Source organism: Trichococcus sp. TS_SC_9, assembly GCF_056156325.1.
In genome coordinates this window covers 2926637-2942127 of the sequence record NZ_CM149591.1, presented here as the reverse complement: position 1 = coordinate 2942127, position 15491 = coordinate 2926637, and the positions used below count along the sequence as shown (strand labels likewise).

Here is a 15491-nt window from a genome sequence, read left to right as displayed (position 1 = left end):
CTTTTATGAGAACGGAATAAAATTCAGCCGTATGCTTTAAATGGTCAGGCATTTTCTATATAATAGATGGGATGTCCCGATGAGAGTGCAAAGTTATTAAGGAAGTGTAGATAAAGATGATTTATTTTGACAACAGTGCAACAACAAAAATGTATCCGGAAGCTATGGATACATACCGGAAGGTCAATGAACAATTTTTTGGTAATCCTTCCAGTCTGCACAGATTAGGCAATGAAGCGGATGCTTTGTTGCAGCAATCGCGCAAACAGATTGCACTATTACTGGGTGCCCAGCCGGATGAAATATTCTTCACGAGCGGTGGGACAGAGAGTGACAACTGGGCGATCAAAGGTACTGCGATGGAGAAATTTTCAGCAGGGAAACACATGATCGCTTCTTCCGTTGAGCATCCTGCCGTATCAAAGTCGTTGGAGCAACTGGAAAAGTTAGGATTTGAAATCAGCTACGTGCCTGTCGACGCGAACGGAATCGTATCCATCGAGGAGCTTGAGAAAACGATAAGGAAAGATACGATCCTGCTGAGCGTTATGGCAATCAACAATGAAGTGGGCAGCATCCAACCAATCGAGGCTATCGGCGAGTTGTTGGAAAACTACCCTTGGGTCCATTTCCATGTGGATGCCGTGCAAGCTGTCGGTGAATGCGAACCGCTGATCCGACATCCCCGGGTGGATCTCTTGTCGCTTTCAGCTCATAAATTTCACGGCCCCAAAGGCGTGGGTATCCTTTACAAGAAACATGGTAAACGGATTGCGCCACTGTTGACAGGAGGCGGGCAAGAAACGGGCATGCGCAGCACAACAGAGAATGTTGGTGGAGTTGCAGCGATGGCGAAAGCTTTGCGTATGACGCTTGAAAACAGCGCGTCCAGCCGAAAACAAGAACAGTTGGTTCGGGATAAATTAGTTGTCGCTCTTTCGGAATATAAGGATGTCCGGATTTTTTCTCCTGAAGATGGCGCCGGCCACATCCTCTGCTTTGCTATGAAAGGCGTCAGGGGAGAAGTGATGGTCCATGCTTTCGAAAGCATAGGCATCTTCATTTCAACCACCAGCGCCTGCTCAAGCAGAAAGAAGGGTACGCCATACACACTAGGTTCAATGGGCGTACCGCTTTCCTGGAGCCAGTGTGCTGTCAGGATAAGCCTTTCCGGCGAGAATACGGAGTCGGAAGCGCAAGCCTTCATAGAACATTTCCGGACGCTGCATCAACAGTTCAAAAAGATACAATAGAATAACTAACAGATTGGAAGAGAACATAAATGGAAACACACATTCAAATCCGCTTTGGCGAACTGTCGACCAAAGGGAAAAACAAAAAACGTTTTGTCCAACAGTTGGCGCAAAACGTCAGAATGGTCACAAAGGATCATCCGCAGATCAAAATCAAACCCGAGCACGATTCTATGTTATTGGATCTGAACGGAGCTGACGAGGCAATCATTATCGAGCGCCTGCAGCATGTGTTCGGTATCCAAAACTATTCACCGGTCTATCTGGTTTCGCGTGATCTCGATGAAGTGAAACGGGTTTTGGTGGAGTTGCTTGCCAAAATGGAGACGGCCGCAAAGACATTCAAGATAGCTACGCGTCGCGCGGATCACGCCTACGAGCATGACACGACCTTCATGAATGCCGAGCTGGGGGCCACTGTCCTGGATGCTTTCCCCGGTATTTCAGTCAAGATGAAGCAGCCGGACATCCTTGTGCGCGTAGACATCAAAACCAACGGCATCATGCTGAGTACACAAACCTATCAGGGGGCTGGCGGATTGCCTGTCGGTTCCAGCGGTAGAGGCATGCTGATGCTTTCCGGAGGCATCGATTCACCGGTAGCCGGTTATCTTGCCATGAAGCGCGGCGTGAAGATCGAGGCGGTGCATTTCCACAGCCCACCTTACACAAGTCCGCAAGCGTTGCAGAAAGCCAAGGATCTGGCTGCTAAATTGACTAAATTCGGCGGTGAAATCCAGTTCATCGAAGTGCCGTTCACGGAGATTCAGGAAGAAATCAAAGAGAAGATTCCTGCGGATTATCTGATGACGATCACGCGCCGGATGATGCTGCGCATCACCGATGCCATCAGAGCCGAACGCAAAGGTTTGGCCATCTTTAATGGGGAATCTTTGGCCCAAGTCGCTTCCCAAACGCTGGAGAGCATGATTGCCATCAATGATGTCACAACGACGCCGATCATTCGTCCGGTCGCAACGATGGATAAATTGGAAATCATCGATTTGGCACAAAAAATTGATACCTTTGATCTGTCGGTGCAACCGTTCGAAGACTGCTGTACGATTTTTGCGCCACCGTCACCCAAAACGAAACCGCATTTGGATAAGGCCAGACGATTTGAAGCGATCCTTGATGTCGAGCCGCTCGTGGCACGCGCAGTTGCAGGCATTGTCATATCGAGCATAACCGGCCGAGAGGATACCGCCAGCCAAGACGAGGCGCTCTTTTCGGATTTGCTGTAACCCGCCCGGCAAAAGCGTATCCTTACCATAAATCACCACTTATCTGTATAATGAGAGTACTATCGGATAAGGGGGAATGTTTTCATGCAAGTGACATTAAAAGGTGAAATTGTTGAAGTTTTAGGGAGTCAACCCGTAGTTGGGGAGAAGGCACCGGCATTTTCGTTATACAATACAGAAGACGAAAAGGTATCTTTGGATGATTTGCGCGGTTCGGTTGTCTTGATCAGCGTATTCCCGGACATCAACACGAGCGTTTGCGACAAACAAACACGCAAATTCAACGAGACGGCAGCAAACATCGAAGGCTTGACGTTGTTGTCGGTTTCGAAAAATACAAAAGAAGAATTGATCAACTGGTGCTCGGCAAACGGCATCGATATGCAGATGTTGCATGACGACGCAGGCGAGTTTGGGGAAGCTTATGGACTGAAAGTGCCCAAATTAGGCAACAAGTTGGCCCGCAGCGTATTCGTCATCGACAAAGGAGGCGTCCTTTCCTACATGGAGATCGTCCCTGAAATCGCGACAGAGCCGGATGAAGCGGCAGCATTGGCAGCAGCAAAAAATTTACTTTAATCGCATTGAGATTTCAATCAAAAGGTGCTAAACTAGTGAAGTATATATAAGCGTCGATCAAGAAGAGTAGCTTACCCGGAACCACATAAGAGAGAAAAGCGTTTGGTGAGAGCTTTTTTGGGGAAGGAAAGTGAAGTAGCTTGTGAGCAAGTTGTGTGAAGGTCTGTGGACTGGGTAGCGCAGCTCGGAGTATTCTCCGTTATCAAAAAGAGAGACAGGGATCTGATTCCTGTAATTTAGGTGGTACCGCGATTCATATCGTCCTGCATATTCGTATGCAGGGCGTTTTTTTTTCGCAACAAATCGATGTAAAAAAGAGAGAGGAAGTGGCTGAATGTCTAAAGCAGACGCAATGCCGACAAAGTATCAACCCCAGCAAGTAGAAGCAGGAAAATATCAAAAATGGGTGGAAGCGGGACTGTTCAAACCGAGCGGCGACAAAAGCAAAAAACCGTATTCGATCGTGATTCCGCCTCCGAACGTAACCGGCAGACTGCACTTGGGCCATGCCTGGGATGTGACGCTGCAGGATATGTTGATTCGCCAAAAACGCATGCAAGGATTCGATACATTGTGGTTGCCTGGGATGGACCACGCCGGCATCGCCACCCAAGCCAAGGTTGAAGCAAAATTAGCCGAGGATGGCCTTACCCGCTATGACCTCGGCCGAGAAGCCTTTGTCGACAAGGTTTGGGAATGGAAAGAGGATTACGCTAGCGTAATCCGTGAACAATGGGGAAAAATGGGCATTTCCGTTGATTATGACCGCGAGCGATTTACGCTCGATGAAGGTTTGTCGGATGCAGTACGCAAAGTTTTTGTTGGATTGTATGAAAAAGACTTGATCTACCGCGGCGCCTATATCATCAACTGGGACCCTAAAGCGAAAACAGCCTTATCCGATATTGAAGTCATCCACAAGGACGTTCAGGGCGCCTTCTATCACTTCCGTTATCCGATGACGGATGGTTCAGGCTACCTGGAGTTGGCGACTACCCGTCCCGAAACCATGTTGGGCGATACTGCCATCGCGGTTCATCCGGAAGATGAAAGATATCAGCAATTCATCGGCAAGACCGTGACATTGCCGCTGGTGAATCGGGAAATCCCGGTCATCGCTGATGATTATGTTGAGATGGACTTCGGGACTGGTGTCGTTAAGATCACACCCGCTCATGACCCGAACGACTTTGAAGTCGGATTACGCCATGATTTGCCGCAAGTGAACGTCATGAACGATGATGCGACGATGAACGAAGCAGCCGGAAAATATGCAGGAATGGACCGTTTTGCGGCGCGCAAAGCGATCATAAAAGATATGGAAGAACTGGGCTATTTGGTCAAAATTGAAGAAATGACCCACAGTGTCGGACATTCAGAACGCACAAACGTTATTGTGGAACCGCGCATCTCGACGCAATGGTTCGTCAAAATGCAACCGTTGGCTGAGCGTGCTGTGGAAAATCAATCGGCAGAAGAAAAAGTTTCCTTCTATCCGGAACGATTTGAGAATACATTCCTGACTTGGATGGGCAACGTCCATGACTGGGTCATTTCTCGCCAATTATGGTGGGGACATCAAATCCCGGCCTGGTATCATAAGGAAACCGGCGAAATGTACGTAGGCATGGAAGCTCCGAGCGACAGCGAAAACTGGACGCAGGATGAGGATGTTCTGGATACGTGGTTCAGTTCAGCACTTTGGCCGTTCTCGACGATGGGCTGGCCGGATGAAGATGCGGAAGATTTCAAACGTTATTTCCCTACCAGCACGTTGGTTACCGGCTATGACATCATCTTCTTCTGGGTAAGCCGAATGATCTTCCAGAGTCTGGAGTTCACCGACAAGCGTCCATTTGAGAATGTGCTGATCCATGGTCTGATCCGTGATGAGCAAGGCCGCAAGATGAGCAAATCGCTCGGAAACGGAATCGATCCGATGGAAGTTGTCGAAAAATACGGAGCGGATGCTTTGCGTTGGTTCTTGGCCAACGGTTCCGCACCTGGACAGGATGTGCGCTTCAGCTATGAGAAGATGGATGCATCCTGGAACTTCATCAACAAAATCTGGAATGCCAGCCGTTACGTGCTCCTTAATTTGGAAGATCTGACTTTCGACGACATCGACATTTCAGGGGAAAAGACAATCGCCGATAAATGGATTCTTTCCAGCCTGAACAAGACCATCACAAAAGTGACGGATCTGTTCGAGAAATTTGAATTCGGTGAAGCAGGTCGTTTGTTGTACCGTTTCATCTGGGATGATTACTGTGACTGGTATATCGAAATGTCCAAAGAAGTTCTGCAAGGGGAAAATGAAGAGGCAAAACGCACAACCCGCAGCATCTTGGCGTATGTTTTGGATAATGTCTTGCGCTTATTGCATCCGGTCATGCCGTTCGTCACCGAAGAAATCTGGCAGAATGTACCGCATCAAGGCGATTCTATCGTAACGGCAGCCTATCCGGAAACGGATGACAGCTATATCGATGAAGCAGCTGAGGAAGCGATGGAAAAACTGATCGAATTGATCCGTGGCGTCCGCAATGTCCGCGCAGAAATGAACACACCGTTGTCCAAGAAAGTTCCGATGCAGCTGAAAGTGAATGACGAGGCGACCGAAGCGATTTTCCGCGCCAACGAATCCTACATCTTCCGTTTCTGCAATCCGGATACGCTGGAAATAGGTCTACACATCCAGGCAGCCAGCGACGCTGTCACCGCCGTTTTCTCAGGCGGAGAAGTGTACATGCCTTTAGCGGGTCTGATCAAATTGGAAGATGAGATTTCCCGTCTCGAAAAGGAAGCGGAGAAATTGACCAAAGAAGTCGACCGGGTGGAAAGCAAATTGAATAACGAAAAATTCATCAGCAAAGCACCGCAGGCTGTAATTGATGGGGAGAAACAAAAAGAAACGGAATACCGCGATAAACTCGTGGCTGTGGAAGAACGTATCGCTGCTCTGAAAGAACAGTTGGCTTGACCATAGAATTAAATTGAATTGAACAGGAAGAACCCTATTAGCAAGCGCCTTTGTGGATAGGGTTCTTCTTAAATGGAAATGGAGTGAAGCGGTATATGTTTGCAACTTATGAAGAAGCGATGGAATGGATCCATTCCCGCAAAGGCATGGGTCCTAAACCGGGAATAGTCCGGATGAAATGGTTGATGGAAAAACTGGATCACCCGGAACGTAAATTCAGATCCATCCATATTGCCGGAACAAATGGAAAAGGGTCGAATGTTGCTTACTTAAGAAGCCTGTTCAAGGCGGCTGGCTGTACGGTGGGAACCTTCACCTCGCCGCATATCGTCAGTTTCAATGAAAGGATCGGCGTGAATGGAGCGAACATCCCGGATGAGGACGTATTGGAACAAGCGAACATTCTGTACGCACTTTATGAGGAAATCGGCCTGACGGATATGGGTCCGCTGACGGAATTCGAAGTAGTGACCGCCATGATGTTCTCCTATTTTGGCTCCCATCCGTGCGATGTCGTATTGTTGGAAGTCGGCCTGGGCGGTCTTTACGACAGCACGAATGTTGCCGAGCCGGATTTGTCGCTCATCACGACGATAGGCAAAGATCACAGCAATATTCTTGGAAATACCATTGAGAAAATCGCCTTTCAAAAAGCGGGCATCATCAAGAAAGGGACACCGGTCGTCATTGGAAGATTGCCTGAAGAGGCTTTGTCGGTGATGCGTGACACTGCGGAAAAAAAGGCTGCGCCCTTGCATGTATTCGGCCCGGATTTCAGCGTCTCCAATTGGCATGAGGGTTCTGATTACCATGAGGTCTTTGACTTTACCTCTCCGTTGGGCACTTTTGAAAACCTGGAAATAACCTTGATGGGTGGCCATCAAGTCGATAATGCGGCCACTGCGCTGCAAGCTTTCTTGCTGTTCTGCCAAAAATACGTTTTAGACTATTCGGAAACCACGATCAAAGCAGGGCTTCTCGGGACAGCTTGGCCGGTTCGGATGGAGATCGTTTCGCAAGAACCATTTGTCATGCTGGATGGTGCGCATAATATCCCGGCTATGGAAGTTCTGACTGAAGCGATCAAGAAGAAGTTTTCGGATAAGGACATCACCATTCTGTTGGCGGCGTTGGCGGATAAGGACCTGGAGGAAATGGGCCAGTTGATTAAGTCAATCCCTGACAGCAAGCTTTACGTGACCAGTTTTGATTTCCCAAGAGCTGCATCGGTTAAGGAACTGTGCGAGCGGATGGGCATATCCGAAGCTGCGGCCTATGAAGATTGGCGCATTGCAATCGATGATCTGAAGGCGAAGCAATCCGAAGAAGGCCTGTTATTGATCACAGGCTCACTGTATTTTCTTTCCGAAGTAAGACATTATTTATTAAAGAATGAGGAGTTTTGAGATGCGTAAAAAAGCAGTCATTTTTGATATGGATGGATTGATGTTCGATACGGAAACGTTGGGATACCAGGCACAAGGTGAATTGGCTGAAGAGCTGGCTTTGCCGATAGCGTTCGACTTTGATTATTACCTGAAACAAGTAGGACGATCTGATAGGGATGTGATGCCTGAATTGGCCTCCGACTTCGGTGACGCTGAACTAGCGGAGCGATTCCTGAGAAAAATGAAGAAAAGGCAGACAACCATCGCCTCCGAGCAGGGGCTTCCGATCAAAAAAGGCCTGTATGATCTGCTGGCCTTTCTGAAGGAAGAAGGCGTGGTGTGCGTCGTTGCTTCCAGCAGCCGAAGGAGGGAGGTCAGCTTCTACCTTGAATTGGCTGATATTTCGCAGTATTTCCGCTACCAAGTCTGCGGGGATGAAGTGTCCTTCGCCAAACCGGATCCGGAAATTTTCCTGAGTGCCTGGAAACCCCTCGGCATTCCGAAAGAGGATTGTCTGATTCTGGAAGATTCGCTTAATGGCATCCGTGCGGCTTATGATGCGGGCATTGAAGTGATCATGATCCCCGATCTGATTGTTCCGGATGACGAAGCGAAAGCAAAAACGACGGCCATTTTGCCGGACCTGCACGCGGTCATGGATTGGCTGAAAGAGAAATAACCTGTTTTCGCCCCTTCCTGCGTATCTATTGAGTAGACGGAAGGAAAGGGGTAAAACAGGATGGTGCAAGAAACAAATCTGCTGATGGAGGTTCCGAAAGCCTCGCGCCCGCGTGAAAGATTGGATCAATTTGGAGAAAAAGCCCTAGCGACGCATGAATTATTGGCGATCATTCTGCGTACAGGGCCCAGGGACAGCAATGTTATGCAGTTGGCCTTACGGGTGCTGAATGAGTTCGAGGATTTGCATTCTTTAAAGCTGGCCTCACTGGAAGAATTGACTTCGATCCACGGAATCGGCCGAACCAAAGCGATCGAAATAAAGGCCTGTGTCGAATTGGGAGTCCGTGTAGCCAATGCCACGCAATTGAAGAGCGGTACAATCACCTCGACGCAAAGCGCCGGAACACTTTTGCAGAAAGAGATGCGCGACCTCCAGCAGGAACACGTGGTGGCTGTCTATCTGAACACAAAGAACGAAATCATCAAGAAGAAGACGATATTCATCGGCAGCCTGAACAGTTCGGTTGCGCATCCGCGCGAAATTTTTCGTGAGGCGGTAAGGTTTGCCGCGGCGCGTATAATCCTCGCTCACAATCATCCTTCCGGGAATCCGGATCCCTCTGAAGCTGATTTGGTGTTTACCCGCCGGATGGTGGAATGCGGAGAAATGATGGGTATTGAGATTCTTGATCATTTCATCATCGGGGTCGATGATTATCTCAGCCTGCGTGAATACGGGATCATTTAGTTTCTATTGCCGCCAGTATTTCCACAGATAAAAATGAAAATCTGATGGCAAAAAATTTGCAATATCGGAAAACCTGATATATCATTATATTAGTGTTTTTGTTTGGTAAAGAAAAGATTGTCTTGAACATTCCTATCGTACCAAAAGCAAGAATCACATTTTTAGTGCTTTGCACGAGGAGGAATTTTTCATGGAAAAAGGAACAGTAAAATGGTTTAACGCAGAAAAAGGTTTTGGATTTATCGAACGCGAAAGCGGCGATGATGTATTCGTACATTTCTCAGCGATCTTAGGCGACGGATTCAAATCATTAGAAGAAGGACAAGCAGTTTCATTCGAAATCGTTGATGGAAACCGTGGACCGCAAGCTTCTAACGTAGAAAAAATCTAATATTCCTTAACTTAAACGATCAAAGGGTCCGGGACACTGTCTCGGGCCCTTTTTAAATGCCAAGCGAATTGGTTTGTCGCGTATCCGATGTTCATCAAGGAATGCTGACCAACTGGCGGATTCACTGTGAATCGTGTAGTCATATTGTGTCAATGGGAATGAATATTTGACGACAGTATTACTGAACGACGGCTTTCCTGTCAAATAGATTAATTCTTTCTTTTGTTTGTTACATTGATGTTTTTCTTGTTCCGGTTTGTGGTAAAATAGAAAAGAATTTGTTTGTGGGAGAGTTTGTAGTCAATCAGACGGAAGGATGAGAAGTACTTGGTAAGTTTGAATTTTAAAGGTAAAAACATCGGAATTGATTTAGGTACGGCCAATACGATCGTCTTCATAGCCGGCAAGGGCATCGTGATCAGAGAACCTTCTGTCGTCGCAAAAAATATCCATACGGGGGAGATTCTTTCCGTTGGGGAAGAAGCTTTCCAGATGCTTGGCAGGACGCCCGGCACCATTGTGGCTTCGCGCCCGATGAAAGAAGGCGTCATTGCGGATTACGATACAACTGTCGCAATGATGAAGTATTTCATCAAAAAAGCGACTGGGAATGCATTCATAAAACCATATGTGATGGTCTGCGTACCGAGTGGTGTGACGGAAGTCGAGAAACGGGCAGTTCTTGATGCTACCCGGACAGCCGGCGCCAAAGAAGCATTCATCATAGAAGAGCCTTTCGCCGCGGCGGTGGGAGCGGGACTGCCGGTGCATGCACCTACAGGCAATATGGTGGTGGACATCGGTGGCGGGACGACGGATGTCGCGACGATTTCCCTTGGTGGAATCGTTACAAGCCGCTCAAGCACAGCCGGTGGTGATCGTATGGATGAGGCAATCATTCAATTCATACGCAAAAAATACGGTCTGCTGATCGGTGAGCGCACTGCCGAAAACATCAAAATAACAATCGGCTGTGCCGACATCGAACAGGCAGCTTCTTACGGCTCCATGGAAATAAGAGGCCGGGATATGGTGAACGGCCTGCCCAAAACTTTAGAAATCCATGCTGAGGATGTAGCGGTTGCGATTCATGATGTGGTCGAGAACATCATCCTTTCCGTGAGGGAAGTGCTGGAAGAGACCCCTCCCGAAATATCTGCTGACGTCATTGACCATGGCATCGTTCTGACAGGCGGCGGCGCTTTGTTGAAGAACATTGCTGAAGTCATTTCAGCGGAAGCAGAAGTTCCTGTATTTATCGCCAACGACCCATTGGATTGTGTTTCCATCGGGACAGGCGAAACATTGAAGAATATCAACGTGTACAAGCGTAAAAATTTAAGGCATTAAGCATAATGAATGTAATTGAAAGTGATGTACGAAATGAGGTGTCAATGTGAATCAGTTTTTTAACAATAAAAAATTGATCATCCTATTGATCAGTGTGATCACCTTTATCAGCTTGATAGCATATTCTCTTACGAACAACAGAGAAGATACATCGATACCGCAACAAGTAGGGAACGATGTGACAGGCTCCATTGCGAGAATATTTTCTAAGCCGGCGGAAGTAGTGGCGAATTTTGTTGATTCAGTCGATAACCTGATGAATACGTATGAAGAAAATCAATCTTTAAAAAGTAAAATTGATACCGTTTATGAGCTGCAAGTGAAAGTCTATAATCTGGAGCAAGAAAATGCACGGATGCAGGAAGAACTTGAATTAAAAAGCACTTTATCAGAATATGAGCAAATCAATGCTTCTGTAGTATCCCGCAACCCGGACAGTTGGTTGAACCAAATCGTCATCGACAAAGGATCACAGGATGGGGTAGAGGTCGACATGTCGGTGATGGCCGGAAACGGTCTGATCGGCCGTGTATCCGAAGTCAATTCAACCAGCGCGAAAGTTCTCTTGTTGACTACTTCGAACGATACGACCAACCGGGTGTCTGCTGAAATCCAAACGGAATCCGGTCCCGTTCATGGCATCGTCAATGGCTATGATGAGAACACGAAGATGCTTTCCATGTCCCAGATTGCCCCTGATGCGCTAATCAATCCGGGCGACAGTGTGATCACTTCAGGCTTGGGCGGCGTTTCGCCAAGCGCCTTGTTAATCGGAACCGTCAAAGAAGTATCCATGGACAGCTACGGCTTGTTCAAGCAAGTTACGATTGAGCCCGCCGGAGAGGTTTATAATATCCGCTTCGTGACGGTCATCAAACGGCTGAGCGGGAGTGGTGAGTGATGGTGCAGAACAGATCTTTACATCACACTTATTTCATCCCTGTGATGCTTTACTTGCTTTTGATTTTGGATGGCTTTTTGATCAACGCCTTCCCGGGCCAGTTCGTCAGTGAAGAGTATATCCTCGTGCCGCACCTGGCGCTTTTCGGGTTCGTGCTTTTTTCCTACTATTTCCCAAAGCAGCCGATGCAGTTCTACGCGGTTCTGTTCGGGCTGTTGTTCGACAGTTACTACAGCGGGATTTTGGGCGTGTACGCAGTCGCTTTTGCGGTGATCGTGTATTTCGTGAAGAAAATGCAGAAATATTTGACGGAAAATGTTTTTGTGTTGGCCTTGTTGTTCATCCTGGCAATTGTAGCGGTAGATTCATTCGTTTTTGGCTTTTACAGCTTGATGGACATTACTCAGCTTGATTTCAGCACCTTCGCTTCAGAACGGCTGGGACCCACAATCGTGTTGAATATTGTGTTGTTCATTGTAATTTATTATCCCTTGTTTAAGCTTGTATCCTGGATGTATGATTGAACAGGATGAGAAATAAATGAGACTTTTTTTAATGAAATACTTGCATTTAACGAACGCTGTGGTATTATTGTCTTAAATTCTAAATGCAATGAAGAGAAAAAGTAACTTTTGCCTATTTCCAGAGAGTTTGCGGGTGGTGCGAGCAAACAATAGCGATCAGTGAAATCACATCTCTGAGCAAGAATGCCGAAAAGACAGCATCCGCTGCCCTCAGTAGGTTGACTCGGTTGTGCCCGTTACAGCACTGACGTTTCAAAAGGAACGTTATGAGGCGGTTTCTGTGAAGATGCCGCAAAAAAAGGTGGAACCACGACTTCAATCGTCCTTTAACTTTCAGCAGGAAGTTAGAGGGCTTTTTTTATTGGAAATGGCTTGATGAGGGGCCACCACAAAATACGGTAATAAAAAAGTACACATATATGGAGGAGAAGAATATGAAAAAATTAGCATTAATGTTGTTGGCGTCTACAAGTTTATTGGCTGCATGCGGTGGAGGAGCTGCTGAAGATTCTTCCGCAACCGGATCGGAAGCTTTAGGAATCAAAGAAACATTGGTGATGGGGCTGGATGATACTTTTGCACCGATGGGCTTCAAAGACGAGAGCGGCGAAATCGTCGGTTTCGATGTCGACTTGGCGAAAGAGGTTGCTGAACGCTTGGATGTGGAAATCACTTTCCAACCGATTGATTGGGCAATGAAGGAAACCGAATTGGCTTCCGGGAACATCGACATGATCTGGAATGGCTATACCATCACGGATGAGCGCAAAGAGAAAGTACTTTTCACAGAACCGTATCTGAACAACAGCCAAATCATCGTCACAATGGCAGACAGTGATATCGAAACAAAAGCCGATTTGGCTGGGAAAGTCGTCGCGACGCAACAAGGATCTGCAGCATACGATGCCATCAACGCCGACGAAACGGGAATTGGCGCTGAGTTTGATGGGGGCACGGCTATTTTGTACCCTACCTTCAATGACGTGTTCAACGACCTGGAAAGCGGCCGCAGTGATGCAATCGTCGTTGATGAAGTATTGGGCCGTTACACAATGAAGCAGAAAGGTGAGGAAAAGTATGTCGTTCTTACCGATAATTTTGGCGATGAAGAATATGGTGTGGGTCTCCGCAAGGAAGATGTCGCACTGAAAGAAGCGATTGACGGAGCGCTGAATGACATGCGTGAAGATGGAACGTACGATGAAATCTACACAACTTGGTTCGCTGAATAACATTATTGTTTGTTGAAGGAGGAAAGCCGCATGTTGGATAAGCTAAAAAAAGCTGCCTTAATCGGAACGGGTTTATTGTTGTTGGCTGGATGCAACGGCGGTACTGCTGATGACGCTTCCGCCAGCTCGGAAGCTGTTGCTGAGGAAACGCTGATTGTAGGTTTGGATGACACGTTTGCGCCGATGGGATTCCGTGATGACAATAATGAAATCATTGGATTCGATGTCGATCTGGCGAAAGAGGTCGGTGAACGGATCGGAGCCGAAATGGTTTTTCAACCGATTGATTGGGCAATGAAGGAAACCGAATTGGATTCGGGTAACATCGACATGATCTGGAATGGCTATGCCATCACGCCGGAACGGGCTGAAAAAGTGCTCTTGAGCGAACCGTACATCGTGGATGCGCAATCCATCATCGTCTTGAAGGACAGCGAAATCCAAACGAAAGCGGACTTGGAAGGGAAGTTGGTTTCGACGCAACAATCTTCCAGCTCAGTGGATAAAATCATGGAAGATGCATCAGGGATATTTGAAAAGTTGGGCGGAGATCTGGTGCTTTATCCTTCCAATAACAATTCCTTCAGCGACCTGGAATCGGGCCGCGTGGATGCTATCGTCGTCGGTGAAGTCTACGGGCGTTACTACATGAAGCAGTCCGGTAAAGACATCTACCGTGTCCTGGCTGATAACTTTGGGGAAGACGAGATGGCGGTTGCCTTCAAAAAGGATAACACGGACTTGCAGGAGCGTGTCGATGCAGCTTTGGCCGACATGAAGGACGACGGAACCTTCGATGAAATATACGACAAATGGTTCTATAATGAATAACGAAAATATAGGGTAAGAAAGAGGTTTATGAAATGGACTTGATACAGACGATACTGCCATCATTGCTTGACGGCTTGAAGATGACACTTACGTTGTTCTTCATCATAGGGATCTCCAGCATTCCATTAGGATTTCTGATTGCCGTCATCCGGGTTTACGGACCGAAGTGGCTGGGTTTTCTGATCCAGATATATGTCTTCATTATGAGAGGGACGCCATTGCTGTTGCAATTGATGTTTGTTTTCTTCGGTTTGCCGCTGATAGGCATTACGTTGGATCGTTTTTCGGCAGCAATTTTGGCATATATGATCAACTACGCTGCCTATTATGCGGAAATCTTCCGTGGAGGTATCACTGCTGTTCCGAAAGGACAGTTCGAGGCCATTTCGGTGTTGGGTATCGGTAAGGTCAGAGGGTTTTTCAAAATCATCATTCCGCAGGTCACTAAGATTGTATTGCCATCTGTAGGGAATGAAGTGATTGCGCTAGTAAAAGATACATCTTTGGTTTATGTCATCGGTCTCGGGGAACTGTTGCGCGCGGGGCAAATTGCTGCGAATACATATGCCTCGTTAGTGCCTTTCTTGGCTGTGGGTATCGTCTATCTATCCGTTACGGCTGTCATTACGGTGCTGCTGAATAAACTTGAATCCAAAGGGAACTTTTAGGGGGGAGCGGCAATCATGTTATTAAATGCGATGAATTTAAAAAAGTCTTATCATGACATAACCGTAATCGATGATTTTTCTTTCCACATCGATTCCAATGAGATCGTTGTGCTTGTAGGGCGTTCCGGAACTGGTAAAACAACATTGATGCGTTTGCTCAACAATCTTGAAAAAGCAGACCAAGGCACCATTTCGATTGAGGATGCTGTCTTGTGCAAACAAGGTTTGAAGGGCGCAGAATATGCGGACCGCAAACAAAGGCGTCTTTACCAAAATAAAATCGGCATGGTGTTTCAGGATTACGCTTTGTTCCCGAACCTTACTGTGCTGGACAATCTGCTGGAGGCGCCGCTTGCACAAAAATTGGGCAGCCGTGAAGAGTTGACGGCGAAGGCAGCTGGATTGTTGGAACAAATGGGATTGGAAGACAAATTGAATTCGATGCCGTCGACGTTGTCCGGAGGCCAGAAGCAAAGGGTTGCGATCGCCCGGGCAATGATGTTGAATCCGCGCGTGCTTTGTTTTGACGAACCGACTTCTGCGCTTGATCGTGAATCTTCCGACAGCATCGGAAAGCTGATCCAGGAAATTGCAGCAGGAGGAACCGGTATCCTGATCGTTACGCATGATATCGAGTTCGGGCAACAATATGGTACCCGGATCGTATCCTCAAGTGAATTCGTCAAGAACCGTTAAGGATATTGTGAAGACTAGGGTA

General features: G+C 47.3%; 15 protein-coding genes and 2 other annotated features. All 15 genes read left to right on the top strand.

The annotated features are described in order from the left end of the window. Window positions 1-116 precede the first annotated feature (116 nt). Window positions 117-1253, top strand: a complete 1137-nt coding sequence (locus tag AC0J5I_RS14230; protein WP_475301256.1) for a cysteine desulfurase family protein — start codon at window positions 117-119, stop codon at window positions 1251-1253. A 29-nt stretch (window positions 1254-1282) separates the two neighbouring features. Continuing rightward, on the top strand, window positions 1283-2497 hold the full coding sequence (thiI, locus tag AC0J5I_RS14225; RefSeq protein WP_475301251.1) for a tRNA uracil 4-sulfurtransferase ThiI: 1215 nt from the start codon (window positions 1283-1285) through the stop codon (window positions 2495-2497). An 84-nt stretch (window positions 2498-2581) separates the two neighbouring features. Then, window positions 2582-3076, top strand: coding sequence for a thiol peroxidase (gene tpx / locus AC0J5I_RS14220; RefSeq protein WP_475301247.1), 495 nt, complete (start codon window positions 2582-2584; stop codon window positions 3074-3076). Between the two features lie 44 nt (window positions 3077-3120). Next, window positions 3121-3345: a binding site (T-box leader), on the top strand. A gap of 65 nt (window positions 3346-3410) precedes the next feature. After that, window positions 3411-6059: a valine--tRNA ligase gene (locus AC0J5I_RS14215; RefSeq protein WP_107995903.1), complete on the top strand. Its 2649-nt coding sequence runs from the start codon at window positions 3411-3413 to the stop codon at window positions 6057-6059. 95 nt (window positions 6060-6154) lie between these two features. Next, a complete protein-coding gene (locus AC0J5I_RS14210; RefSeq protein WP_475301240.1) occupies window positions 6155-7465 on the top strand; it encodes a bifunctional folylpolyglutamate synthase/dihydrofolate synthase in 1311 nt (436 codons plus the stop codon). Window position 7466: 1 nt separating this feature from the next. Then, window positions 7467-8126, top strand: a complete 660-nt coding sequence (locus tag AC0J5I_RS14205) for an HAD family hydrolase (protein WP_086985395.1) — start codon at window positions 7467-7469, stop codon at window positions 8124-8126. Between the two features lie 60 nt (window positions 8127-8186). Continuing rightward, window positions 8187-8876: a RadC family protein gene (radC, locus tag AC0J5I_RS14200; protein WP_199903007.1), complete on the top strand. Its 690-nt coding sequence runs from the start codon at window positions 8187-8189 to the stop codon at window positions 8874-8876. A gap of 190 nt (window positions 8877-9066) precedes the next feature. Next, window positions 9067-9267, top strand: coding sequence for a cold-shock protein CspD (gene cspD / locus AC0J5I_RS14195; RefSeq protein ID WP_086628303.1), 201 nt, complete (start codon window positions 9067-9069; stop codon window positions 9265-9267). Window positions 9268-9603: 336 nt separating this feature from the next. Next, on the top strand, window positions 9604-10617 hold the full coding sequence (locus AC0J5I_RS14190; protein WP_107996023.1) for a rod shape-determining protein: 1014 nt from the start codon (window positions 9604-9606) through the stop codon (window positions 10615-10617). Window positions 10618-10663: 46 nt separating this feature from the next. Then, entirely contained in the window at window positions 10664-11518 is an 855-nt protein-coding gene (gene mreC, locus AC0J5I_RS14185) for a rod shape-determining protein MreC (RefSeq protein ID WP_475301229.1), read from the top strand. Continuing rightward, entirely contained in the window at window positions 11518-12042 is a 525-nt protein-coding gene (mreD, locus tag AC0J5I_RS14180; protein ID WP_475301226.1) for a rod shape-determining protein MreD, read from the top strand. Before mreC ends, mreD begins: the two co-directional genes overlap by 1 nt. 79 nt (window positions 12043-12121) lie before the next feature. Next, window positions 12122-12372: a binding site (T-box leader), on the top strand. 104 nt (window positions 12373-12476) lie between these two features. Further along, complete coding sequence (locus AC0J5I_RS14175) at window positions 12477-13274, top strand: amino acid ABC transporter substrate-binding protein (protein ID WP_475301222.1); 798 nt, start codon at window positions 12477-12479, stop codon at window positions 13272-13274. Between the two features lie 30 nt (window positions 13275-13304). Continuing rightward, on the top strand, window positions 13305-14105 hold the full coding sequence (locus AC0J5I_RS14170) for an amino acid ABC transporter substrate-binding protein (protein ID WP_475301218.1): 801 nt from the start codon (window positions 13305-13307) through the stop codon (window positions 14103-14105). A 32-nt stretch (window positions 14106-14137) separates the two neighbouring features. Further along, the gene (locus AC0J5I_RS14165) at window positions 14138-14773 is read left to right on the top strand and encodes an amino acid ABC transporter permease (RefSeq protein WP_086941783.1); all 636 of its coding nucleotides are present in this window, start codon (window positions 14138-14140) and stop codon (window positions 14771-14773) included. Between the two features lie 15 nt (window positions 14774-14788). After that, on the top strand, window positions 14789-15469 hold the full coding sequence (locus tag AC0J5I_RS14160; protein WP_107995897.1) for an amino acid ABC transporter ATP-binding protein: 681 nt from the start codon (window positions 14789-14791) through the stop codon (window positions 15467-15469). The last annotated feature ends 22 nt before the right edge of the window (window positions 15470-15491 follow it).